Origin of the sequence: Aquihabitans sp. G128, assembly GCF_019048865.1 — a bacterium.
Classification (GTDB): Bacteria; Actinomycetota; Acidimicrobiia; order Acidimicrobiales; family Iamiaceae; genus Aquihabitans.
Window position 1 is genome coordinate 2,094,835 of the sequence record NZ_CP077604.1, and the last position, 22,474, is coordinate 2,117,308.

General features: G+C 72.8%; 20 protein-coding genes. 8 read left to right on the top strand and 12 right to left on the bottom strand.

All coding sequences use genetic code 11. The features are described from left to right. Positions 1-13 precede the first annotated feature (13 nt). Both leuD and KSP35_RS10010 read left to right on the top strand, forming a co-directional pair. The gene (leuD, locus tag KSP35_RS10005) at positions 14-613 is read left to right on the top strand and encodes a 3-isopropylmalate dehydratase small subunit (RefSeq protein WP_217001406.1); all 600 of its coding nucleotides are present in this window, start codon (positions 14-16) and stop codon (positions 611-613) included. 34 nt (positions 614-647) lie between these two features. Beyond that, positions 648-2,162 (top strand): SDR family oxidoreductase, encoded by a 1,515-nt coding sequence (locus KSP35_RS10010; RefSeq protein ID WP_217001408.1) that lies wholly within the window; start codon positions 648-650, stop codon positions 2,160-2,162. Positions 2,163-2,210: 48 nt separating this feature from the next. Here the strand turns inward: KSP35_RS10010 and KSP35_RS10015 are convergent, their stop codons facing one another. Next, the gene (locus KSP35_RS10015; RefSeq protein WP_217001410.1) at positions 2,211-3,176 is read right to left on the bottom strand and encodes a serine aminopeptidase domain-containing protein; all 966 of its coding nucleotides are present in this window, start codon (positions 3,174-3,176) and stop codon (positions 2,211-2,213) included. A 130-nt stretch (positions 3,177-3,306) separates the two neighbouring features. On the opposite strand from KSP35_RS10015, the gene KSP35_RS10020 reads away from it, so the two are divergent. Further along, positions 3,307-3,936, top strand: coding sequence for a hypothetical protein (locus KSP35_RS10020; protein WP_217001412.1), 630 nt, complete (start codon positions 3,307-3,309; stop codon positions 3,934-3,936). Between the two features lies 1 nt (position 3,937). On the opposite strand, the gene KSP35_RS10025 is transcribed toward KSP35_RS10020, so the two are convergent. The 6 genes from KSP35_RS10025 to KSP35_RS10050 all read right to left on the bottom strand — a co-directional run bounded on the left by KSP35_RS10025 (position 3,938) and on the right by KSP35_RS10050 (position 12,393). Next, entirely contained in the window at positions 3,938-4,645 is a 708-nt protein-coding gene (locus KSP35_RS10025) for a hypothetical protein (protein WP_217001414.1), read from the bottom strand. A gap of 3 nt (positions 4,646-4,648) precedes the next feature. Then, positions 4,649-6,109 (bottom strand): hypothetical protein, encoded by a 1,461-nt coding sequence (locus KSP35_RS10030; RefSeq protein ID WP_217001416.1) that lies wholly within the window; start codon positions 6,107-6,109, stop codon positions 4,649-4,651. Further along, entirely contained in the window at positions 6,106-7,311 is a 1,206-nt protein-coding gene (locus KSP35_RS10035) for an SPFH domain-containing protein (RefSeq protein WP_217001418.1), read from the bottom strand. Before KSP35_RS10035 ends, KSP35_RS10030 begins: the two co-directional genes overlap by 4 nt. Positions 7,312-7,415: 104 nt before the next feature. Next, positions 7,416-8,981 (bottom strand): phosphoglycerate dehydrogenase, encoded by a 1,566-nt coding sequence (gene serA / locus KSP35_RS10040; protein WP_217001420.1) that lies wholly within the window; start codon positions 8,979-8,981, stop codon positions 7,416-7,418. 28 nt (positions 8,982-9,009) lie between these two features. Next, entirely contained in the window at positions 9,010-11,121 is a 2,112-nt protein-coding gene (locus tag KSP35_RS10045) for a S9 family peptidase (RefSeq protein WP_217001422.1), read from the bottom strand. 75 nt (positions 11,122-11,196) lie between these two features. Further along, entirely contained in the window at positions 11,197-12,393 is a 1,197-nt protein-coding gene (locus KSP35_RS10050; RefSeq protein ID WP_217001423.1) for a pyridoxal phosphate-dependent aminotransferase, read from the bottom strand. Positions 12,394-12,571: 178 nt separating this feature from the next. Here KSP35_RS10050 and serC point away from each other — a divergent pair, with 178 nt between their 5' ends. Beyond that, positions 12,572-13,711, top strand: coding sequence for a phosphoserine transaminase (serC, locus tag KSP35_RS10055; protein WP_217001424.1), 1,140 nt, complete (start codon positions 12,572-12,574; stop codon positions 13,709-13,711). 82 nt (positions 13,712-13,793) lie between these two features. Here serC and KSP35_RS10060 read toward each other — a convergent pair whose 3' ends face one another. Further along, positions 13,794-14,261 (bottom strand): Fur family transcriptional regulator, encoded by a 468-nt coding sequence (locus KSP35_RS10060; protein ID WP_217001425.1) that lies wholly within the window; start codon positions 14,259-14,261, stop codon positions 13,794-13,796. 86 nt (positions 14,262-14,347) lie between these two features. Between KSP35_RS10060 and KSP35_RS10065 the strand changes: the two genes are divergently transcribed. Then, positions 14,348-14,596: a hypothetical protein gene (locus KSP35_RS10065; protein WP_217001426.1), complete on the top strand. Its 249-nt coding sequence runs from the start codon at positions 14,348-14,350 to the stop codon at positions 14,594-14,596. Positions 14,597-14,708: 112 nt separating this feature from the next. On the opposite strand, the gene KSP35_RS10070 is transcribed toward KSP35_RS10065, so the two are convergent. From KSP35_RS10070 to KSP35_RS10085, 4 genes are all read right to left on the bottom strand, one after another. Then, positions 14,709-16,022 carry a bifunctional o-acetylhomoserine/o-acetylserine sulfhydrylase gene (locus KSP35_RS10070; RefSeq protein ID WP_217001428.1) on the bottom strand — a complete coding sequence of 438 codons (1,314 nt, stop codon included), beginning with the start codon at positions 16,020-16,022 and terminating at the stop codon, positions 14,709-14,711. Between the two features lie 182 nt (positions 16,023-16,204). Beyond that, a complete protein-coding gene (ilvC, locus tag KSP35_RS10075; RefSeq protein ID WP_217001430.1) occupies positions 16,205-17,233 on the bottom strand; it encodes a ketol-acid reductoisomerase in 1,029 nt (342 codons plus the stop codon). 111 nt (positions 17,234-17,344) lie between these two features. Continuing rightward, positions 17,345-17,899 carry an acetolactate synthase small subunit gene (ilvN, locus tag KSP35_RS10080; RefSeq protein WP_254127084.1) on the bottom strand — a complete coding sequence of 185 codons (555 nt, stop codon included), beginning with the start codon at positions 17,897-17,899 and terminating at the stop codon, positions 17,345-17,347. Then, positions 17,896-19,674, bottom strand: coding sequence for an acetolactate synthase large subunit (locus KSP35_RS10085; protein ID WP_217001432.1), 1,779 nt, complete (start codon positions 19,672-19,674; stop codon positions 17,896-17,898). Before KSP35_RS10085 ends, ilvN begins: the two co-directional genes overlap by 4 nt. A 380-nt stretch (positions 19,675-20,054) precedes the next feature. On the opposite strand from KSP35_RS10085, the gene KSP35_RS10090 reads away from it, so the two are divergent. The 3 genes from KSP35_RS10090 to KSP35_RS10100 all read left to right on the top strand — a co-directional run bounded on the left by KSP35_RS10090 (position 20,055) and on the right by KSP35_RS10100 (position 22,453). Further along, positions 20,055-20,432 carry a hypothetical protein gene (locus KSP35_RS10090; protein WP_217001434.1) on the top strand — a complete coding sequence of 126 codons (378 nt, stop codon included), beginning with the start codon at positions 20,055-20,057 and terminating at the stop codon, positions 20,430-20,432. 87 nt (positions 20,433-20,519) lie between these two features. Next, positions 20,520-21,566, top strand: coding sequence for an ABC transporter ATP-binding protein (locus KSP35_RS10095; RefSeq protein WP_217001436.1), 1,047 nt, complete (start codon positions 20,520-20,522; stop codon positions 21,564-21,566). Beyond that, a complete protein-coding gene (locus KSP35_RS10100; RefSeq protein ID WP_217001438.1) occupies positions 21,563-22,453 on the top strand; it encodes an ABC transporter permease in 891 nt (296 codons plus the stop codon). The genes KSP35_RS10095 and KSP35_RS10100 overlap by 4 nt, the downstream gene beginning before the upstream one ends. The last annotated feature ends 21 nt before the right edge of the window (positions 22,454-22,474 follow it).

Below are 22,474 nucleotides of genomic sequence, written 5' to 3' on the forward strand. Positions count from 1 at the left end.
AGGACGTCGCACCATGGAACCCGTACGCATCGTCACCGGCACCGCCGTCCCGCTCGACCGCAGCGACGTCGACACCGACCAGATCATCCCGTCCGACTGGCTCAAGCAGGTCGAGCGCACCGGCTTCGAGAAGGGCCTCTTCTCCGAGTGGCGCGACGACCGCGACTTCGTGCTCAACCAGGAGCAGTACGCCGGCGCCACCATCCTCGTGGCCGGCCCGAACTTCGGCACCGGCTCGTCGCGCGAGCACGCCGTCTGGGCCATCCAGCAGTACGGCTTCCGAGCCGTGATCTCGCCGCGGTTCGGCGACATCTTCCGCAACAACTCCACCAAGAACGGCCTGGTGCCCGTGGTGGTCGCGCCCGAGGTGGGCGAGCAGCTGCTGCGGGCCATCGAGGCCGACCCGGCCCTGGAGATCACGATCGACGTCGAGCGCCGCACGCTCGAGGCCCCGGCCATCGGCCTGGTGGTCGACTTCCCGCTCGACGCCTCGGTGCAGCACCGCTTCCTCGAGGGCCTCGACGACATCGGCATCACCCTCCGGCAGGCCGACGACATCACCACCTACGAGACCTCCCGGCCCGCCTGGTTCCCCACCACGGCCGACGCCTGACCGACTGCCGGCCCCCTGGGTAGGGGGGGCCGGCATGTCCAAGGTCCTCGTCACGGGTGCGTCCGGCTACATCGGCGGGCGGCTCGTCCCCGAACTGCTCGCCGCTGGCCACGAGGTGGTGTGCCTGGCCCGCACGCCCTCGAAGCTCGACGACCAGGTCTGGCGGGGCGAGGTCGAGGTCGCCAAGGGCGACGTCACCGACCAGGCCTCGCTCGAGGCCGCGCTCGACGGCGTGGCCACGGCCTACTTCCTGGTCCACTCGATGGGCTCCAAGGCGGCGTTCGCCGAGGAGGACCGCAAGGCCGCCGGCACGTTCCGCGACGCCTGCGCCGCCACCGGCGTGGACCGCATCGTGTACCTCGGCGGGCTGGGCCGCGACGACGACCCCGACCTGTCGCGCCACCTCCAGAGCCGCCACGAGGTGGGCAAGGTGCTCGCCGACGGGCCGGTGCCGGTGACCGAGCTGCGCGCCGCGATCATCATCGGATCCGGCTCGGCCAGCTTCGAGATGCTCCGGTACCTGGTGGAGGTGCTGCCGGTGATGACCACGCCGAAGTGGGTCGACAACCGCTGCCAGCCCATCGCCATCCGCGACGTCCTGGCCTGGCTGGTGGGCGTGGTCGACGGCGACGGCACCGAGGCGGGCCACGAGATCGTCGAGGTGGGCGGCCCCGACGTGCTGACCTACCGGGAGATGATGCAGGCCTACGCCGCCGCTGCCGGCCTCAGCCGCCGCCGCATCCTCGTGGTCCCCGTCCTCAGCCCGTCGCTCAGCTCGCGCTGGGTCGGCCTGGTGACGCCGCTGCCCACGGGCCTCGCCCGCCCCCTGGTCGAGAGCCTGATCAACGAGGTGGTGGTCAACGCGCCGCCGCCCCACGTCCCGTTCGACCAGGAGCCGCTGCACTTCCGCGAGGCGGTCGACCTGGCGCTGGAGCGCTCGGCCGAGCTGCAGGTGGCCACCCGCTGGTCCGATGCCGACCTGCCCGGCCACTCCCCCGCCGACCCGCTTCCGACCGACCCCGACTGGGCCGGCGGCAGCCTGCTGGCCGACACCCAGGCCGTGCGCACCACCGCCCCGCCGGCGGCGCTGTACGCCACCGTCGCCGGCATCGGCGGCGACCGGGGCTGGTACGTGACGCCGTTCCTGTGGAACGTGCGGGGCTGGGCCGACAAGCTCATCGGCGGGGTGGGCATGCGCCGGGGCCGTCGCCACCCCGACGACCTGTGGGTGGGCGACGCCGTGGACTTCTGGCGGGTGGAGGCGGTGGAGCCCGACGCCCTGGTGCGGCTGCGCGCCGAGATGAAGCTGCCCGGCGAGGCCTGGCTCCAGTGGAGCATCGAGCCCGACGACGACGGCCAGCACGCCACCCTGCACCAGCAGGCGATCTTCTACCCGAGGGGGCTGCTCGGCCGCCTCTACTGGTACCTGCTGGTGCCGTTCCACGGGCTGATCTTCGGGCGCATGGCGGCCAAGATCGCCCAGGCCGCCGAGGCTCGTCCCGCCGACGCCGCACCCCGCTCGGACCAGGCCACCCGCATCACCGCCTGACCGCGCCGAGGCGCGCGCCTGCCGCAGCCGACCGGCGCCGGCAGCGGTTCAGCCGCCGAGCACCGGGACCACCGGCACGCACGGCACCGGCTTGGCGGTCGACGGGTCGAGGGCGTTGAGCACGATGCGGTCGACCCGGGGGTTGAACGCCACGGTGAGGTGCTCGCTGAGGTCGAGCGGGCAGTCGTCCTGCAGGACGATGTTGGTCGCGTTCGACGAGCCCATCTCACCGCTGGTGTAGGGCAGGACCAGCTCGTCGTAGCGGGTCATCACGTTGGTGTAGCGGACCGACGCTGCGCCGGCGCCGCCCTGGTTCAGCTTCTTCAGGAACGGCGAGCCTTGCAGGAACTGCGGGCACGAGGCGCAGCCGACGCCCACCAGGCTGGTCCCGAGGGCGGCCACCGGCGGGGCCAGCGCCTGGCCGATGGCCACCGCCGAGCTGACGCCGGCCAGCGTCGTGCCGTCGTAGAGCGGCGTGAGGGCCACGAAGTTCTTCACCTCGGCCGCCCCGCCCAGGAACTTCAGGTAGTACTGCGGCATCACCGTGCCCTCGGAGTGGCCGACGATGTCGACCTTGGCCGCCTTGGTCGACGCCCGCACCTTGGCCACGAAGGCCTTGAGCTGCTGGGCGCTCTGCTCCATGGCGCCCAGGCCGCCCACGTACGGGTCGCCGAGCCCGGCGCCGTAGGTGAGGGCGTAGACGCAGTACCCTGCGTTCTTGATCACCGGCGAGAGCGAGTTGAAGTTGGTGGTCATGGTGGCGAGCAGCCCGTGCACCAGCACCACCGGCCGCGGGTGCGCCTTCGAAGGCTTGCACGAGAAGTCGTTGGCCCCGGGCGGCGCGCCGCGGGGGTCCTTGGCCCCGGCGGCCACCACGCCGACGAGGGTGTGGTCGGTGGGGAGCTGGCCGGCGGGCGGCGCCGGCTGGCAGGCGGCCAGCAGGGCGGTGAGCGCCACGGCCACGACGAGGGGTGCGGCGCGGCGGGAGCGGGCGGTGCCGAGGGTGCGGGACAAGGAGGCCTCCGGAGCGAGCGGACGCACGGGCGACGTCGCCCGTGCACCCGGGTGGGTTCGACGGCGGGCCGGGGCCGTCCTGCCCGGGACCGGTCCCCGGTGCCCCAGGGCCCTTGTAGGGTCAGGACCCATGTCCGCACGACGCCTCCGCTCGGTGCTGGCCTTGGTGGCCTTCGTCGCCGCGCTGGCCAAGCTGGTCCAGGCGCTGCGCGGCGACCCCACCTCCACCTTCGCCGACCACCCGTCGAACGACGCCGTGCGGGCCGAGCCCGAGGCCGAGCCGTCGCCCATCCCGGCCCCGATCCCGGTCGTCGAGCGGGTGGCCGAGGCGGTCCTGGCCCCCGTGACGCCCACCGAGGCACCCGACCCGGAGGTGCCGGCGCACTCGGGCCCGGCCGCCGGCCCGGTGACCGAGGCCGACCTCGAGCCGGGCCCGGTGGCCGCCGAGCCCGTCGACCTGGCACTCGCCACCACCGAGGCGCCCACGCCGCTCTTCGCCGACGAGCGCGACCTGCCGGCCACCCCGCCGACCATCGAGCCCGTCGAGGTCGTGGCGGCCGAGGTCGTGGCGGCCGGCGCCACCACCTGGGTCGACCCGGTCGAGGGCGGCTGCCCCGACGGCTACCCCGTGAAGGCCAAGGTCAAGAGCGGCATCTTCCACCTGCCCGGCATGGCGTTCTACGACCGGACCGCGCCGGACCGCTGCTACCCCACCGCCGAGGCCGCCGTCGCCGACGGCCTCCGCCCCGCCAAGCGCTAGCTCAGCTGCCCGACGGCGGCGCCTGCGGCGGCCAGGTCTGGCCCGCCGGAGGCTCCGTCGGGACCACGGGTGGCGCGGGTGCGCTCGGTGCGGCGGCCGGCGGGCTGGTGGCCGGCTGGGTGGTCGGGGGCTCGGGCGCCGATCCGGTGGGGCCTGCCGCGGTGCCGGTCGACGGAGCCTCGGTGTCGGGCAGGGGCCCCAGGGCGTCGAGCGCCTCGCGGGCCTGGGCCACGAGGCCGGTGCGCGTGCGGACGTCGTCGAGCACGCGGCTGAGGTCGGCGGCGGCCTCGGCCGCCGAGGACCCGGCGAGGTCGGCCACCGCCTGTTCGATGGTGGCGATGGCGCCGCCGATGCGCTCGAGCGGCTCGGTCCGCAGCTCGAGGGGCAGGGCGGCGGTGGCCACCAGCTGGTCGTCGAGGCCCACGGCCTGCTGCTGCAGCTCGACGCGCAGGTCGAGCAGCGAGCCGTCGTCGTCGAAGGCCTGGTTGGCGGCCAGGGCACGCATGGCGTCGCGGAGCCGGCGGTGGAGCCGGGCCTCGGGGTCGTGGGAGCCGGCCCAGGACGTGGGCGCCCGGCTGGCCATGCCGGGCACCAGCTGCGCGTCGCGCTCGAAGTTGGCCTTGCCGCGCAGGGCCAGCACGCCGGCCAGCACCACGCCGGCGACGGCCACCAGCACCACGATCCCGAACAGCGCCACCACCAGTCCCACGGCTCAGCTCGTCCCGGACGACTTCGAGGCGCCGTAGATGGCGAGGATGATGATCAGCACCACGAGGGCGCCGACGACCGCAGCAGCGATCTTGACCTTGCTCCACGGCCGCTGGCCCTGGACCTCGCCGGTCACGCCGTTGATGAACACCTGGAACGGCTTCTGCTCGTAGATCACCGTCAGCAGCCAGATGGGCAGCAGCAGGTGCTTGAAGCCCAGCGTGTTGTAGCTGGTGTCCTTCGAGGTGATGCGCTGCTCGTCGCCGCCGATGGACCGGCGGATGGTGGAGTCGATCTCGGACTCCATGACCCGCTGCGCCTCCGGGAACGACTGCTCGGCGTCGAGGTCGTAGGTGCGGCAGAGGTGGCCGGCCACGAACTGGGGCGAGAACGGCGCCGCGGTGCCGGTGGGCCAGGGCTCCAGCGCCCGGACCCGCTTGGCGTCGAAGCCGTCGTTGGCCAGCACGGGGATGTCGTCGAACGCGTTGTGGACCTGGCCCGAGGCCGGGCTCCACCGGGTGCGGGTCTCGGTGTGCTGGTTCTCACCGGAGCCGACGGTGACCGTGTAGTGGTCGCCGCGCTGGCCCTGGTACCAGGTGTTGGTGTCGGCGTCGTAGGTGAAGTACGCGGCGTAGACGCTGGAGAAGGCGCCCGTCTCCTTGTACTTCTTGAACTCGGTCGGCGCGAACCACCGGCCGTTGATCCACTCCTCGAGCTTGCCGCGGGCCACCTTCTCGTCGACCTGGAACGGCAGCACGCCGTCGACGGGCAGGCGGGCGGGCGCATCCTGGATGTCGTCGCGCTGGATGGGCGTGGCGCAGTACGGGCAGCGGGTGGCGGTGAGGGTGCCGCTGAAGGTGGTGTGGCCGCCGCAGTTCTGGCAGACGATCTCCTTCTCGCCGGTGACCTGCGGCGCGGCGTTCTTCGCCTGGAAGGCGCGCAGCTGCGCCATGGTGGAGCCGAGGTCGTGCTCGGTGGGGGCGGCCAGTCCCGACACGTCGATGTCGAGGCTGTGCCCGCAGCTGGGACAGGCCAGCTTCTGGAGCTTGATGTCGAAGACCAGCGACGCCCCGCACTGGGTGCAGGGGTAGGTGCGGGTCTGCTCGGTGACCTGGAACGACGCCCGCTCGGGCTGGCCGGCGGTCTCCGGGATGGGAGCCGAGGCGGCCGCGGGTGGCGGACCGGGCAGTGGCGGAGGTGCGGCCGCAGCACCGGCGCCGGGCAGCGGCGGGGGCCCGCCCGAGACCGACGGGGCGGGCGGGGGCGGCGGCCCGGCGGGTGCGGCCGGGGGCGCCGACGGCGGCGGCGGTGGAGGCGGTGGGCCACCGGCCGGGCCGGGAGGCGCCGGCGGCGGGGGCAGGTGGCCGCCACCGCCGACGGGCGGGGCGGGCGGGGGTGGCGGGCCCGAAGGGGCGGCGCCGGGGAGCGGTGGCGGAGCCTGGGGTGCGTCCCCGCCGTCGCTCACGGGGCAGGCGGAGCGTCGCTGGGCGCGGCCGGGGCCGGCGGCGGGCCGTCGGTCGGAGGCGCCGGCGGGGCGGCCGGGGGCAGCGGCGGCGGGGCCTGGAACAGCGCCGCGAGGGCGGGCACCGTGCTGGCCGCCACCCACCCGGGCATGCCGGCGGACCACACCAGGGACTCGGGCTTCACCTGGCCGTTGGCCACACCGCTCTGGATCTGGGCCACGGTGAACGGGCCCTGGGACTGGCCGCCCATGTCGACGTGGAAGGTCTGAGCGCCCGGCAGCGGCGGCGGGCCGGCGGGGGCCGCCTGCTGCTGGCCGACGTTGCCCATCTGGTTCGCCATCTGGTTGGCCATGGCCATCCCCATGCCCATGCCCATCATGTCGCCCATGGCGCCGCCGCCGCCGGGGTTGCTGGCGGCGGCCAGCATGGCGTCGGCCTGCTTGGCCTGCTGGTAGCGGTTGAGGTCGCCGACGTTGTCGAGGAAGCCACCCTCCTCGACGCCGCGGGCGACGCCGCGGGTCATGGCGGCGGTGATCTCGTCCGGCAGCGAGATGTTCATGGTGATCGACGGGATGGCCAGGCCGTACTCGTCGTCGACCCGCTGGGCCACGAAGTCGCGCAGCTTGTCCGACAGCTCGACCTGGCGGCCCTGGAGGTCGATGACCCCGAGCTTGGTCTCGAGCACGAGGTCGGAGAAGGCCAGGGTGATGACCCGGCGCAGGAGCTCGGCGATCTCGTCGATGTCGACGCTGCTGTCGGTGCCGATGACCTCCTTGAGGAAGATCTCGGCGTCCTGGATCTTGACCACGCACAGGCCGTTGGCCCGCACCTGCACCATCTTGAAGTCGGGGTCCCGCACGGTGACCGGGTTCGCCGTCCCCCACCGCAGGTCGGTGACCGGACGGGTGTTGATGAAGTACACCTCGGAGCGGAACGGCGAGTCGAAGCCGAACTTCCAGCCCTGGAGGGTGGAGAGGATCGGGAGGTTCTCGCTCTTGAGCTCGTAGTGGCCGGGGCCGAACCGGTCGGCCAGGGCGCCGCGGTACACGAAGACCGCTTCCTGGCCCTCCCGCACGATCAGCTGGGCGCCGTTCTTGATCTCGTTCTGGTACCGGGGGAACCGCCAAGCGAGGGTGGAACGAGAGTCGTCCATCCACTCGATGATGTCGACGATCTCGCCCTTGATCTTGTCCATCAGGCCCATGAGCCCCACCTCTTCGTCGTACGTGCCGAAGCGCGAAGAGTAGCCCTCGCCTGGAGGTGGGTGGACGCGTCGTGAGGGGGCGCCGGGCGGGGCGCCGTGGCGGGCTAGCGGCCGATGACCGAGACGCTGGTGATGCCGTCGGCGGCGCGGAGCTCTTCGGCCACGGTGGTGGGGACCGGCCCGGTGGTGGCGATCACCATGAGGGCACCGCCCTGGCCGGCGGAGCGGCCCACGTCCATGTCGGCGATGTTGAGCTGGGCGTCGCCGAGGATGGTGCCCACCCGGCCGATCACGCCGGGGCGGTCGTCGTTGTTGACGATGAGCAGGTGGGCCGAGGGCGGCACGTCGAGCGTGTGGCCGTCGATCTGCACCAGGCGGGGCTCGGCCTTGAGGCCCACGAGGGTGCCGGCGATCTGGTGGCCGCCGCCGCTGATGGACACCAGGTTGATCCAGTCGACCGAGCTCGAGGTGGAGGTGTCCTTGACGGTCACGCCCTTCTCGCCGGCCAGCTGCGGGGCGTTGACGTAGGAGACCGGCTCGTCGGACACGGCGCCGAAGAGGCCCTTGAGCACCGACAGGGTGAGGATGCGGGTGTCGTAGCCGGCCAGCTCGCCGGAGTACTCGATCTCGACCTCGGCGGGGAGCCCGTCGCCCAGGCCGGCGAAGAGGGCGCCGAGCTGCTCGGCCACGCCGAGGTAGGGGCGGACCGTCTCGGAGGCCTCGGCGGCGGCGACGTTCACGGCGAAGGGCACGAACTCGCCGGCCAGGGCCAGGGCGACCTGCTCGGCGATGGTGTCGCCGGCCTTGTCCTGGGCCTCACGGGTGCTGGCGCCGAGGTGGGGGGCCACCACCACCTGGGGCAGGGCGAAGAGCGGCGACTCGGTGGTGGGCTCCTTGGCGAAGACGTCGAGCGCGGCGCCGGCGATGCGGCCCTCGCTGATGGCGGCGGCCAGGGCCGCCTCGTCGACGATGCCGCCCCGGCTCACGTTGATGACCCGCAGGCTGGGCTTGGCCTTGGCCAGGAAGTCGGTGCCGATCAGCCCGAGGGTCTCGGGGGTCTTGGCCACGTGGAGGGTGAGGAAGTCGGCCTGGGCGGCGACCTCGTCCATGCTCACCAGGTCGATGTTCATGGCCCGGGCCCGCTCGGGGGCCACGAAGGGGTCGTGGGCGATGATGCGCATGCCGAAGGCCATGGCCCGCTGGGCCACGAGCTTGCCGATGCGCCCGAGGCCGATGACCGCGAGGGTCTTGTCGGCCAGCTCGACGCCCTCCCACTTGGAGCGCTCCCACCGGCCCTGGACCAAGGCGTTGTGGGCCTGGGGGATGTTGCGGGCCTGGGCCAGCAGCAGGGCCATGGTCTGCTCGGCGGCGGAGAGGATGTTGCTCTGCGGCGCGTTGACCACCATGACGCCGCGGGTGGTGGCGTGGGCGACGTCGACGTTGTCGAGGCCGATCCCGGCCCGGCCGACCACCACGAGGTCGGTCCCGGCGTCGAGCACCTCGGCGGTGACGGTGGTGGCGGAGCGGATGATCAGCGCGTGGGCGCCCTTGATGGCGGTGAGCAGGTCCTCCGGAGACAGGTCGAGCTGCAGGTCCACCTCGTGGCCGGCGGCGCGCAGCGCATCCAACCCGCCGTCAGCGATCTTCTCCGAAACAAGGACTCGAGCCATGGGGTCGAGTCTGGCGGCTGGCCCCCGGTCACCCCAACCCGACGGCGCCGTCGACCGGCTCGATGGGATCGGCCGGCGTGAAGCCGAACACCTTCCCGTAGAACCACAGCTCGGCCTCGAGCGCCCGCACGATGTTGGCGGCCTGGCGGAACCCGTGCTGCTCGCCCTCGAAGAGGAGGTAGGCGTGGGGCACGCCCTTCTCGGCCAGGGCGGCCACGATCATCTCGGCCTGGTTGGGCGGCACCACCTCGTCCTCGCTGCCCTGGAGGACGATGAGCGGGGCCGAGAAGCCGTCGGTGTGGTGGATGGGCGAGCGCTCGGCGTAGGTGGCCTCGGCCTCGGGCCACGGCCCCACCAGGCCGTCGAGGTAGCGGCTCTCGAACTTGTGGGTGTCGGTGGCCAGGGCCGCCAGGTCGGCCACGCCGTAGTGGCTGGCGCCGGCCTTGAACACGTCGTGGAAGCAGAGCGCGGCGAGCGTCGTGTAGCCGCCGGCCGAGCCGCCCCGGATGGCCAGGCCCTCGGGGTCGACCAGGTGCTCGGCGGCCAGGTGGGCCGCGGCGGCCACCGCGTCCTGCACGTCGACGATGCCCCACGCCCCGTCGAGCAGGCGGCGGTACGGGCGGCCGTAGCCGGTGGAGCCGCCGTAGTTGACGTCGACCACCGCGAAGCCGCGGCTGGTCCAGAACTGCTTGCCCAGGGCGAGCACGTTGCGCGCCGCGGAGGTGGGACCGCCGTGGACCATGACCACCAGCGGCGGCAGCTCGCCCTCGGGCCCGGCGACCTCGGGGTTGGCCGGCGGGTAGTGGAGCGCGTGGGCGGTGCGGCCGCCGGCCGACGGGAACGACACGTGGGCCGGCCGGGAGAACCACGAGGGGTCGATGCCCAGGTCGCGGGCGGGGCGCAGCCGCTCGAGGCTCACCGTGGCCGCCGAGTCGCCGGGGTCGGAGCCGCCCGGGTCGTCGTCGCCCAGGTCGCCCTCGAGCCGCTCGCTGACGGTGGCCAGGTACGGCGCCGGCTCGCTGACGGCGCTGCCGGCCACCAGGAGCACGCTGGCGCCGTCGCCGGCCGCCACCACCTGGCTGACCTCGCTGAACGGAGTGGCCAGCTCCTCGAAGCTGCCGTCGGCGTTCACCAGCACCAGGGAGTCGGCCCCGTCGCTGGCCATCGAGGCCACCAGGCGGCGCCCCGAGAGCTCCGCCCACCAGCGCAGGCCGCCCACCCAGAGCCCGCCGCCGACCTCGCCCTCGACGACGCCGCCGGCGATGACCGGGCGCGACGCCTCGGCCACGCCCGGCTCGCCGAGCGCGTCGACGGGGATGCGGTACGGGTTCCACCAGCCGTTGCGATCGCTGGAGAAGACCAGGTCGCCGTCGGCCAGGAACCCGGGCTGCACCACCGACTCCTCGGGCCCGCCGGCCGCCACGACCTCGTCGACGGTGCCCACCGGCGTGCCGGCGGCGTCCCAGTCGATCCGGGCCAGCACCAGCTCGGTCCCGTCCCAGGGCATGCGGGGGTGGTCCCAGCGCAGCCAGGCGAGGTGGTCGCCCCGGACCGCCGGCGACTGGACGAAGTCGCTCCCGGTGGCCAGCACCCGCACGAGGGTGGGATCGGCCACCGCCGAACCGTCCAGGGGCAGGGCCACCAGCTCGTTGGCCGCCTCGCCGTGCTGGGCCACCACCTCGGGCTCGTGGCTCTCGCGCACGCAGACGAGCCAGTCGTCGCCCAGCCAGGTGGGCTCGCTCCAGCGCAGGCCGCGGGCCACGACGGGCTCCGGGGTGATCGGCGTCGGCTCGGCCCCCGGGTCGACCCGGTAGAGGCGCTGGTCGGCCCAGTTGGCGAACACCACGGTGCGGTCCCGCACCGCCCAGGCGCCGCCGCCGTACTCCATGACCGCGGTGCGGGCGTTCCAGGCGGCGCCGCCCTCGGGGTCCCACGCCGGGAACAGGTCGTGGCGCTGGCCGCCGCTCGAGCGCCGCACCAGCTGGTAGCGGCCGCCCTCGGACGGGCGCTGCTCGTTCCACCAGACGTCGTGGCCGTCGGCGCGGACCTCGCTGACCCCGGCGGCGCCCTCGGTGAGGGTGGCGGCGGTGATCGGCGAGGGCCACGCCCCGAACGGCACGGCGGGCAGCGGGTCGTTCATGCGGTGACGTCCTTCGATCGGTCGGGTGCTGGCCCTTGCTACCGGATGGCACGCCTCCGCGGCGCGCCGGTGCGGCTACTTGGCCAGGAGGTCGGCGATGCGCTGGACGCCCTCGGCGAGGTCGTCGTCGCCCAGGGCGAAGCTCATGCGGGCGTAGCCCGGTGCGGCGAAGGCCTCGCCCGGCACGATCGCCACCTTGGCCTCCTCGAGGATGAGGTCGGCCAGCTCGAGGGTGGTCCGGACCGTGTGCCCCGCGACCTTCCGCTGGAGCACCGACTTGAAGCTGGGGAAGCCGTAGAAGGCACCCTCGGGCTCGAGGCAGGTGACGTCGGGGATGGCGTTGAGGCCCTTCCACAGCGCGATGCGGCGGCGGTCGAAGGACTCGCGGAAGCGGGCGACGTCGTCGAGGCTGCCCGACACCGCGGCCAGGGCGGCCCGCTGGGACACGTTGGCGACGTTGGACGTCTCGTGGCTCTGGAGGTTGGTGGCGGCCTTGACGATGTCGGACGGGCCGATGAGCCACCCCACCCGCCAGCCGGTCATGGCATAGGTCTTGGCCACGCCGTTGAGCACGATGCAGCCGTCGGCCAGCTCGGGCACCACCACGGGCATCGAGTGGAACTCGTTGTCGCCGTAGGTGAGGTGCTCGTAGATCTCGTCGGTGACCACCCAGATGCCGTGCCCCACGGCCCAGCGGCCGATGGCCTCCACCTCGTCGCGCGGGTACACCGCGCCGGTGGGGTTCGACGGCGACACGAAGACCAGCGCCTTGGTCTTGGGCGTGCGGGCCTTCTCGAGCTGCTCGACGGTCACGCGGAAGCCGGTGCCCTCGTCAGCCAGGACCTCGACGGGGATGCCGCCGGCCCGGCGGATGGGCTCCGGGTACGTGGTCCAGTAGGGCGCCGGGAGGATGACCTCGTCGCCCGGGTCGATCAGGGTGGCGAAGGCGTTGGCCACCGCGTGCTTGCCGCCGTTGGTGATGAGCACCTGGGAGGCCTCGACGTCGTAGCCGGAGTCCCGGGCGGTCTTGGCCGCCACGGCCTCCTTGAGCTCGGGGAGCCCGCCGGCGGGCGTGTAGCGGTGGTTCTTGACGTCGGAGCAGGCGGCGATGGCGGCCTGGACGATGTGGTCCGGGGTGGCGAAGTCGGGTTCGCCGGCGCCGAAGCCGATGACCGGCTCGCCCGCCGCCTTCAGCGCCTTGGCCTTGGCGTCGACGGCCAACGTGGCCGAAGGGGCGATGGCGGCGATGCGGTCGGACACTCGGGTACCCATGGGGACTCCTCGGAGGCGATGTGGTGCGGCGGCGGGGCCGGCTCGCACCGGCAGCGGGGCCGTGGACCATGGTGACACGCCCCGACCCCTCCCCCGAAGCCGGTAAGCCGCCCCGGCCCGGATCCGAGCAGGTCAACCGCTTCGACCGGCCCGGTGCCCGGCTGCGAGACTCGGCCCCATGAGCACCGGGACCCCCTCGATCACCATCCCCGCCGACCTCCTGCCGGTCGACGGCCGCTTCGGTTGCGGCCCCTCCAAGGTCCGCCCCGAGGCCGTCGCCGCCCTGGCCGCCGAGGCGCCCGACTACCTCGGCACCTCCCACCGCCAGGCCCCGGTGAAGTTCATGGTCAGCCGCCTCCGCAACGCGGTGGCCGAGCTCTTCGCCCTGCCCGACGGCTACGAGGTCATCCTCGGCAACGGCGGCACCACCGCCTTCTGGGACGCCGCGGTCTTCGGGCTCATCGACGACAAGAGCCAGCACCTCACCTTCGGCGAGTTCTCCGGCAAGTTCGCCGAGTGCGCCACCCGGGCCCCGTTCCTGCAGGACCCCTCGGTGATCAGCGCCGAGCCCGGCACCGCCCCCACCGCCCGGGCCGAGGCCGGCATCGACCTCTACGCCCTCACCCACAACGAGACCAGCACCGGCGTGGCCATCCCGATCGTGCGCCCCGAGGGCGCCGACGACGGTGCCCTGGTGGCCGTCGACGCCACCTCCGCCGCCGGCGGCCTGAAGTTCGACGCCAGCCAGACCGACGTCTACTACTTCGCCCCGCAGAAGTGCCTGGCGTCCGACGGCGGCCTGTGGATCGCGGCGGTCTCCCCCACCGCCGTCGAGCGCATCGAGCGGGTCGCCAGCAGCGGCCGGTGGATCCCGGCGTCGCTCGACCTGAAGATCGCCCTCGACAACTCGCTCAAGGACCAGACCTACAACACCCCGGCGCTGGCCACGATCTTCCTGGCCGTCCACCAGATGGAGTGGATCAACCAGAACGGCGGCCTGGGCTTCTCGTCGGGCCGCAGCGCTCGTTCCGCCGAGATCGTCTACGGCTGGGCCGAGCGGTCCGACTACGCCACGCCGTACGTGGCCGACCCCGCCCTGCGCTCGAACGTGGTCGCCACCATCGACCTCGACGACGCCATCGACGCCACCACCGTGTCGAAGGTCCTCCGGGCCAACGGCGTGGTCGACACCGAGAGCTACCGCAAGCTGGGCCGCAACCAGCTCCGCGTGGCGCTGTTCCCGGCCATCGACGCCGAGGACGTCGACCAGCTCACCCGCTGCATCGACCACGTGGTGGCCGAGCTCCGCACCGCCTGACCTCGACCCACACCACGGCGAACCGGGCGGAGAACACGGGGCCCTGGCCCCGGAAACCCCGCCCGGTTCGCCGTGATCGCGCTCAGTGCGGGTGGTCGTGGTCGGCCGGGGCGGCGCCGGACAGCCCGACGCAGGCGGCGCAGCGACCGGGGAGGGTCACCGCCTCGGCGCGCAGCACGAAGCCGTGCTCGGCGCGCAGGCGGGCGGCGACGGCGGCCAGCAGCTCGGGGTCGGCGCCGATGATGGCGCCGCAGCCCTCGCACACCAGGTGGTGGTGCGCCTGCTCGGGCAGGTGGAACACCGCCGTGCCGCCGGCCACCTCGATGCGGGTGACCACGCCCAGCTCGGCCAGCCGGTCGAGCGTGCGGTAGACGGTGGACTCGTGGAAGTCCGGGTCGACCGCCCGCACCGCCTCCACCACCTCGGGGGCCGTCACGTGGTGGCTGGCGCCACCCACCAGGACCTCGACCACCAGCTTGCGGGCGTGGGTGATGCGCCCGCCCCCGTCGCGCAGCCGATCGAGGATCTCGGCGGCACGGGCGTCGGGCACGCCGGGCACGCTACCGCCGAGCGGGTGCGCCATGATGCGGGCTGGTGCCGGCGACCGTGCCGGCCCGAAGACCACGAGGTGCACCCATGGCCAAGTCGCTCGAAGACGCCCGCAAGAAGCTCGACGACGAGTACGGCCAGGTCCGACGCCACTTCGACGACATCCACAAGGCCCTCGACGCCGTCGAGCAGGCGGGGCCCGAGGACGAGCTCGAGCGGCTCCTCGGCGAGCTGGAGGACGCGGTGAAGAAGGTCCGCACCGGCGGGCTGGTGGGCCACGGCGCCAACGGCCACACCCGGGCCCGCAAGGAGTACCTGCAGATCAAGCAGGGCTGAGGCCGCACGCGGGAGGGCCCGCCGCTGCCGCCACCCGGGGGAGGGGGTGGGTGGCGGGCGACGGGCCCGAACCGACTCGGACCCCACCGGGCCCCGATCGGTTACCTCCGGTTCACCTCGCGGCGGCGAAGCCCTTCTCGAGGTCCTCGATGATGTCGTCGATGGTCTCGAGGCCCACCGAGAGGCGCACCAGGCCCGCCGTCACGCCCGAGGCGGCCTGCTCCACCTCGGTGAGCTGGCTGTGGGTGGTGGACGCCGGGTGGATGGCCAGGCTGCGCACGTCGCCGATGTTGGCCACGTGGCTGTGCAGGGTGAGGCCCTCGACGAACTTGGCGCCGGCTTCGCGGCCGCCGGCGATGGTGAAGGCCGGGACCGAGCCGAAGCCGCGGCCGCCGGTCAGGGCCTTGGCCCGCTCGTGCCAGGGCGAGTCGGGCAGTCCGGCGTAGTTGACCGCCTCCACCTGCGGGTGGGCGGCCAGGTACTCGGCCACCGCCTGGGCGTTCTGGTTGTGGCGCTCCAGCCGCAGGCTCAGGGTCTCGAGGCCCTGCAGCAGCAGGAACGAGTTGAACGGGCTGATGGCCGCACCGATGTCGCGCAGGAGCTGGACCCGGGCCTTGATTATGTAGGAGCCGGCGCCGAGGGCAGGCCAGTACTGCAGGCCGTGGTAGCTCGGGTCGGGCTCGGTGAAGCCGGGGAACTTGTCGTTGGCGGAGAAGTCGAACGAGCCGCCGTCGACGATCACGCCGCCGATGGACGTGCCGTGGCCGCCGATGAACTTGGTCGCCGAGTGCACCACGATGTCGGCGCCGTGCTCGAAGGGCCGGATGAGCCACGGGCTGGCGACGGTGTTGTCGATGATCAGCGGGACGCCCACCTCGAGCGCCACCGCCGAGATGCCGGCGATGTCGAGGAAGTCGTTCTTCGGGTTGCCGATGCTCTCGCCGTAGAAGGCCTTGGTGTTGGGCCTCACCGCGGCGCGCCAGGCGTCGAGGTCGTCGGGGTCCTCCACGAAGGAGACCTCGATCCCGATCTTCGGGAACGTGTAGTGGAAGAGGTTGTAGGTGCCGCCGTAGAGCGACGCCGAGGCCACGATGTGGCTGCCGGCCTCGGCCAGGTTGAGGATGGCCAGGGTCTCGGCCGCCTGGCCCGAGGCCACCGCCAGGGCGCCGGGCAGGCCCACGGCGGTGGCGGTCGCCCCTTCGAGCGCCGCCACCCGGGCCTCCACCACGCCCTGCGTGGGGTTCATGATCCGCGTGTAGATGTTGCCGATCTCGCCCAGCGCGAACAGGTTGGCGGCGTGCTCGGAGCTCTTGAACTGGTACGAGGTCGTTTGGTAGATCGGCACCGCCCGCGCCCCGGTGGCGGGGTCGGGCTCCTGGCCGGCGTGGATCTGGCGGGTGTCGAAACCCCAGGCGTCGTTGCTCATGGTCGCCGAGGATATACCCAATACCCGACCGATCAAGTCAGCTTTTACCCCACCGGGCCCAGAACCCGAGGAGTCGTCGCACTTCTGCCCGCCATCGGTGCAGAAGTGCGACAACTTCGTCGGTGTCGGTGTCGGTGTCGCTGGTGGTGGCGGGCGGTGGGGCCGGCGCCGGGGGTGGTGGGTCAGTCGCCGCCGGAGATCTCGGTGACGGACTTCTTGCCGGCGGAGATCCACGGCATCATGCCGCGGAGCTCCTTGCCGACGGTCTCGATCTGGTGCTCGGCACCGGCCTTGCGGAGGGCGTCGAAGTTGGCGCCGCCGGACTTGACCTCGTTGACGAACTGCTCGGCGAACTTGCCCGAGGTGATGTCGTCGAGGACGTTCTTCATCTCGGCCTTGACCGCCGGGGTGATGAGGCGGGGCCCGCTCACCAGGTCGCCGTACTCGGCGGTGGTGGAGATCGAGTACCGCATGCCGGCGATGCCCTCTTCGTACATGAGGTCGACGATGAGCTTGAGCTCGTGGAGGCACTCGAAGTAGGCCATCTCGGGCTGGTAGCCGGCCTCGGTCAGCGTCTCGAAGCCGGCCTGGACCAGGGCGGTGAGGCCGCCGCAGAGCACGGCCTGCTCGCCGAACAGGTCGGTCTCGGTCTCCTCGGTGAAGGTGGTCTCGATGACGCCGGCGCGGGTGCCGCCGATGGCGTCGGCATAGGCCAGGGCGAGGTCGCGGGCCTTGCCGGTGGCGTCCTGCTCGACGGCGATGAGGCACGGCACGCCGCCGCCCTCGGTGTAGGTGCGGCGCACGAGGTGGCCGGGGCCCTTCGGGGCGGCGAGGGCGACGTCGATGCCCTCGGGGGCCTGCACGTAGCCGAAGCGCACGTTGAAGCCGTGGGCGAAGAACAGGGCGTCGCCCGGGTTCAGGTTCGGGGCGACGTCGGCCTCGTACACCGCGGCGATCTCGGTGTCGGGCAGCAGCATCATGATCACGTCGGCGACCTTGGCGGCCTCGGCGTTGGTGAGCACGGTCAGCCCGGCCTCCTCGGCCTTGGCCTTCGACGACGAGCCCTCGCGCAGGCCCACCACCACGTCGATGCCCGACTCCTTGAGGTTCAGGGCGTGGGCGTGGCCCTGCGAGCCGTAGCCCAGCACCGCGACCTTGCGGTCCGCGATGTTGGCGCGGTCGGCGTCCTTCTCGTAATAGACGGTGGCCATCGTTCTTCTCTCGTGCTCGGTGCCGGTCGGCGCTCTGCCGGTCGGCGATCTCGGGTTGGTTTCTAGGTGGTGGCGGTCCGGCGGGGCCAGACCGGCGGCGTCAGCCGCAGGTCAGGAGACCTTGCCGCGGACGCTGGTGACGGCGTGGAGCCGGGTGGACTCCCGCTCGAGCTGGTTGAGGGCGACGCGGCCGGTGCGCTGCAGCTCGGCGATGCCGTAGGGGCGCAGCAGCTCCTCGAAGTCGTCGATCTTGGCCGGGTGGCCCTCGAGCGAGACGGTGAGGGCGTCGTTGCTGACCGCCAGGATGCGGCCCTCGAAGATGCGGGTGAGCTCGGCCACCTGGTGGCGGTCGGCGACCGCGACCTTCACGGTGGCGATCAGCAGCTCGCGCTCGATCGAGTGGCGGGGGTCGTGCTCGACGATCTTCACCACGTTGATGAGCTTGTGGAGCTGCTTGACGATCTGCTCCAACGGGGCCGACTCGACGTCGACCACGACGGTGAGCCGGCTGAAGCGCTCGTCGTCGGTGGGCGCCACGGCCAGGGAGTAGATGTTGTAGGCCCGACGGGAGAACAGGTTGACCACCCGGGCCAGCACGCCGGCCTTGTTCTCCACCAGGACCGACAGCGTGTGGTGCTTGGGGTCGGTGCTCAGCGGCGGGGTCACTGCGGCGTCTCCTTCTGGGCGGCCTGGGCCGGGGTGCGCTGGAAGTCCGGGACCTGGACGTTCGAGTTCGACTGGCCGGCGGCGACCATCGGGAAGACCTTCTCCGACGCGTCGGTGCGGAACTCGATGACCACGGGGCGGTCGTCGATGGCGTTGGCCTTGTCGATGGTGGGCTGGATGTCGTCGGGGTGCTCGACGCGGAACGCCACGCAGCCCATGGCCTCGGCCCACTTCACGTAGTCCGGCAGGTCCGGCGAGAGGTACACCTCGGAGTAGCGCTCCTCGTAGAACATCTCCTGCCACTGGCGGACCATGCCGAGGTAGGCGTTGTTGAGGATGGCGATCTTCACCGGGATGCGCTCGGCCGCCGCGGTGACCAGCTCCTGGGCGGTCATCTGGAAGCAGCCGTCGCCGTCGATGGCCCAGACCATGCGGTCCGGGCGGCCGACCTTGGCGCCGATGGCGGCCGGGACCGAGAAGCCCATGGTGCCGAGCCCGCCGGAGTTCACCCACGTGTAGGGGTGGCGGAAGGTCCAGTACTGGCTGGTCCACATCTGGTGCTGGCCGACGCCGCTGGCCACGATGCAGTCCTCCGGGGCGGAGTCCCGCAGCGCCTCGAGCACCATCTGCGGCTTGAGCAGGTCGCCCTCGGCGGGCTGCTCGTAGGCCAGCGGGAACTTCTCCTGCCAGCCCGACAGGGTGGAGCGCCACGGCTGCAGGTCGGGCTGCTCGTCGCCCTTGGCCTTGAGCGCCTTGATGGTCTTCACCAGCTCCTGGATGACCAGGTTGGCGTCGCCCACGATCGGCACGTCGGGCCGGCGGACCTTGCCCAGCTCGGCGGGGTCGATGTCGACGTGGATGATCTTGGCCAGCGGCGCGAAGTCGGGGACCTTGCCGGTGACGCGGTCGTCGAAGCGCGAGCCCAGGGCGATCAGCAGGTCCGACTCCTGCATGGACATGATGGCGGTGTAGTTGCCGTGCATGCCCGGCATGCCGAGGCACAGCGGGTGGTCGTCGGGGAAGGCGCCCCGGGCCATGAGGGTGGTGACCACGGGGATCTCCACCAGCTCGGCGAGCTCGCGCAGCGCCTCGGCCGCACGGGCCTTCAGGATGCCGCCGCCGGCGTAGATGACCGGCCGCTCGGCGGCCAGGATCAGCTCGGCCGCCTCCTTGATCTTGCGGGGGTGGCCGGTGGTGTTGGGCCGGTAGCCCGGGAGCCCGGCGGTGACCTCGGCGTCGGTGGGCCAGTACCACTCCATGGCCGACCGGGGGTTGGTGGGGCCGACGATGTCCTTGGGGATGTCGACCAGCACCGGGCCGGGGCGACCGGTGGTGGCGATGTGGAACGCCTCGCGGATGACGCGGGGGATGTCGGCCGCCTCGGTCACCAGGAAGTTGTGCTTGGTGACCGACTGCGTGATGCCGGTGATGTCGGCTTCCTGGAAGGCGTCGGTGCCGATGCTCGAGGTGGCCACCTGGCCGGTGATGCAGATCATGGGCACGGAGTCCATGTACGCGTCGGCGAGGGGCGTGACGATGTTGGTGGCGCCGGGCCCGCTGGTCACCATGGCCACGCCGGGCTTGCCGGTGGCGTGGGCGTAGCCCTCGGCCATGTGGCCGGCGCCCTGCTCGTGGCGCACGAGGATGTGGCGGATGGGCGAGTCGATGATCGGGTCGTAGACCGGCAGGATCGCCCCGCCGGGCAGGCCGAAGATGACCTCGACGCCCTCCATCTCGAGGGCCTTGATGAGGGCCTGTCCTCCGTTGAGCTGCATGGTGTTCCCCAGGGGATCGGTACTGCGGTTTGCGGGTGGCGGGTGGTGCGGTCCGCGGCGCCCGGAGCAGTCTGGCCGGTCCCGACGTCTCGCCAGGCTTCCGGGCCGGAGTCGGGCACGCGACGCGGGCCCGAAAACTGCGACGACCTCCCAGCTGGGAGGTCGAGGGGGCGCACGCGAGGTGAAGAGGGCGTGCGCTACGTGAGTACTACGAGGCGGGTCGGCGTCTTCATCGCCGAGCAGCTTGCCAGAGCGAAGGCGACGGTGGCAACCCCGTTGCCAGGGGGGTTGGCGCGCCCGGGGGGGCGTCGGCGCGGCAAGCTCTGGGGCGAACCGGCCCGGACGTACCGGGCCGCCCACCCCCCCCGGAGGACACCGCCATGGCCCTGCGCGACAAGCTCGCCGAACGAGCCCAGCCCTACCTCGAGCCCGGAGAGCAGGTGCGCCACGTGTTCATGGGCCAGACCGGCCCGAGCCCGTGGTTCGCCGCCCTGAGCAGCCTCATCGTGCTCATCGCCGGCAAGTACTTCATCTTCGTGGTGACCGACCGGGCGATCCTGGTGCTCAACGCCGGGAAGCTCGTGCCCACCAAGCCCAAGGGCATCGAGGCCCGCCTCCCCCGCGCCACCCAGCTCGGCCCGGTGAAGGGCATCTGGGGCGAGACCCACGCCCTGGGCCAGCGGGTGTGGGTGAACAAGCGCTTCCACAAGGACCTGCAGGCCGCCGACGCCGAGCTCGGCTACGCCTCCCCGGCCTGAGGGCCCCGTCGGCTCATCCCTCCGGCCGAGCGCGATCTCGGCCGGAGGGACGACGACGGCGCCGCCCCCTGCTCCTACGCTGCCGACATGGCCGAACCGGGGACCGCTCACGCCGCCCCGGTGATCCAGGTGCGAGACGTCGTCAAGCGGTGGGGCCCGACCCTGGCCCTCGACGGCGCCACCTGCACCATCGGGGCCGGGGTGACCGGCCTGCTGGGCGCCAACGGCGCCGGCAAGACCACGCTGCTGGGGATGGTCCTCGGGCTGCAGGCCCCCGACGAGGGCCGCATCGAGGTCTTCGGCCTCGACCCGCGCACCGCCGGCCCGGACGTGCGGGCCCGGGTGGGCTACTCCCCCGAGCACCACCTCCTGCCGCCGGACGTGAAGGCGGTCGACTTCGTCCGCCACGTGGCCGAGGTGCACGGCCTTCCCCGCCGCGAGGCCACCAACCGGGCCAGCGACGCGCTCTGGCAGGTGGGCCTCGGCGAGGAGCGGGGCCGACCGATGGGGACCATGTCCACCGGCCAGCGCCAGCGGGTGAAGCTGGCCCAGGCCCTGGCCCACGATCCCGCGCTGGTGCTGCTCGACGAGCCCACCGACGGCCTCGACCCCATGCAGCGCGACGCCATGCTCGAGCTGATCCACCGGATCGGCCACGAGTTCGGCATCAGCGTGCTGCTCTCGTCGCACCTGCTCGAGGAGGTCGAGCGCATCTGCGACGCGGCGGTGATCCTCAGCGCCGGTGCGGTCGCCGCCAGCGGCTCGCTGGACGTGCTCCGCGGCACCGGCGAGGGCCTGGCCGTCGAGCTCGACGGCACCCAGGACGTGATCGACGCCGCCCTCGGGATCGTGCACGCCACCGGCGCCGAGATCCGCATCGAGGGTCGGGGCTACGTCATCACCGGCGACGACGCGCTGTTCGACACCGTGCGCGACGCCGTCACCCGCAGCGGCGCCGGCATCCGCCGGCTGGGACGGCGCACCGTCTCGCTCGAGGAGGTCTTCCTCGGCCTCGGTGCCGGCGACGACCCCACGGCCGACCCCCGCCGCGCCGGTTCGCTGCCCCCGCCGCCCCCGCCCCTCGTCCCGGCTCCACCGCTGGGCGCCGACCACGACGCCGGAGCGCCGCGGTGAGCGGGCCGGACACCTTCGGGTCGGGCGACGCCCAGATCCTCGACCGGGGCTACCGCCGCTACGACGGCGTCCGCACCGGCCAGCGCGGGGCGATCCGCTCGGTGGTGGTGCACAGCGTGCAGCGCGCCCTCGGCGCCCGCCGCACCATCTGGGCCAAGGTCCTGCCGGCGGCCACCATCCTCATCGCCTACGTGCCGGCCATCGTGTTCGTGGGCATCGTGGCCCTCATCCCGGCCGACCAGATCCGCGACGTCGTGCTGCCGACCTACGCCGACTACTACACGTTCATCATCGCCGCCATCATGGTCTTCGTGGCCCTGGTGGCCCCCGAGATCCTCTGCACCGACCGGCGCAGCGGCATGCTGGGCGTGTACCTCGCCTCGCCGCTCGATCGGAAGACGTACCTGCTGGCGAAGGGCATCGCCGTGGCGTTCGTGGTGTCGCTCGTCTGCCTCGGCCCCCCGCTGCTGATGCTGATCGCCAACATCCTGCAGAGCCAGGGGCCCGACGGCGCCGACGACATCGCGCTCACCGCCGCCCGCGTGGTCGGCACCGGCCTGGTGGTCACCGCGCTCTACACCGGCGTGACCATGGGCATCGCCAGCCTCACCGACCGCAAGGCGGTGGCCACCGCCGCCACCATCCTCCTCTTCCTGGTGGCCCTCGCCATCACCGGCTCGATCACCTCCACCGGCGGTTCGCTCGGCGTGCGCACGTGGTCGGTCACCCTGCTCACCGTCGAGCTGGCCACCCGCATCCACGGCGAGGGCGGCGGCACCATGCCGTCGGTCCCCTCCGCCACCATCTGGCTGGCGTGGGCCGCCTGGACCTTCGGCGGATTCGGGCTGGCGTGGTACCAGCTCCGCCGCCTGCCGGTGACGCGGTGAGCGCCGCCGAGGTCGCCCCGG

What these genes read in the sequence shown, in the direction of transcription:
- leuD (WP_217001406.1), top strand. Translation starts at nt 14, where the DNA reads ATGGAACCCGTACGCATCGTCACCGGCACCGCCGTCCCGCTCGACCGC.
- KSP35_RS10010 (WP_217001408.1), top strand. Translation starts at nt 648, where the DNA reads ATGTCCAAGGTCCTCGTCACGGGTGCGTCCGGCTACATCGGCGGGCGG.
- KSP35_RS10020 (WP_217001412.1), top strand. Translation starts at nt 3,307, where the DNA reads ATGTCCGCACGACGCCTCCGCTCGGTGCTGGCCTTGGTGGCCTTCGTC.
- KSP35_RS10035 (WP_217001418.1), bottom strand. Translation starts at nt 7,311, where the DNA reads ATGGGCCTGATGGACAAGATCAAGGGCGAGATCGTCGACATCATCGAG.
- serA (WP_217001420.1), bottom strand. Translation starts at nt 8,981, where the DNA reads ATGGCTCGAGTCCTTGTTTCGGAGAAGATCGCTGACGGCGGGTTGGAT.
- KSP35_RS10045 (WP_217001422.1), bottom strand. Translation starts at nt 11,121, where the DNA reads ATGAACGACCCGCTGCCCGCCGTGCCGTTCGGGGCGTGGCCCTCGCCG.
- KSP35_RS10050 (WP_217001423.1), bottom strand. Translation starts at nt 12,393, where the DNA reads ATGGGTACCCGAGTGTCCGACCGCATCGCCGCCATCGCCCCTTCGGCC.
- serC (WP_217001424.1), top strand. Translation starts at nt 12,572, where the DNA reads ATGAGCACCGGGACCCCCTCGATCACCATCCCCGCCGACCTCCTGCCG.
- KSP35_RS10065 (WP_217001426.1), top strand. Translation starts at nt 14,348, where the DNA reads ATGGCCAAGTCGCTCGAAGACGCCCGCAAGAAGCTCGACGACGAGTAC.
- KSP35_RS10070 (WP_217001428.1), bottom strand. Translation starts at nt 16,022, where the DNA reads ATGAGCAACGACGCCTGGGGTTTCGACACCCGCCAGATCCACGCCGGC.
- ilvC (WP_217001430.1), bottom strand. Translation starts at nt 17,233, where the DNA reads ATGGCCACCGTCTATTACGAGAAGGACGCCGACCGCGCCAACATCGCG.
- KSP35_RS10085 (WP_217001432.1), bottom strand. Translation starts at nt 19,674, where the DNA reads ATGCAGCTCAACGGAGGACAGGCCCTCATCAAGGCCCTCGAGATGGAG.
- KSP35_RS10090 (WP_217001434.1), top strand. Translation starts at nt 20,055, where the DNA reads ATGGCCCTGCGCGACAAGCTCGCCGAACGAGCCCAGCCCTACCTCGAG.
- KSP35_RS10095 (WP_217001436.1), top strand. Translation starts at nt 20,520, where the DNA reads ATGGCCGAACCGGGGACCGCTCACGCCGCCCCGGTGATCCAGGTGCGA.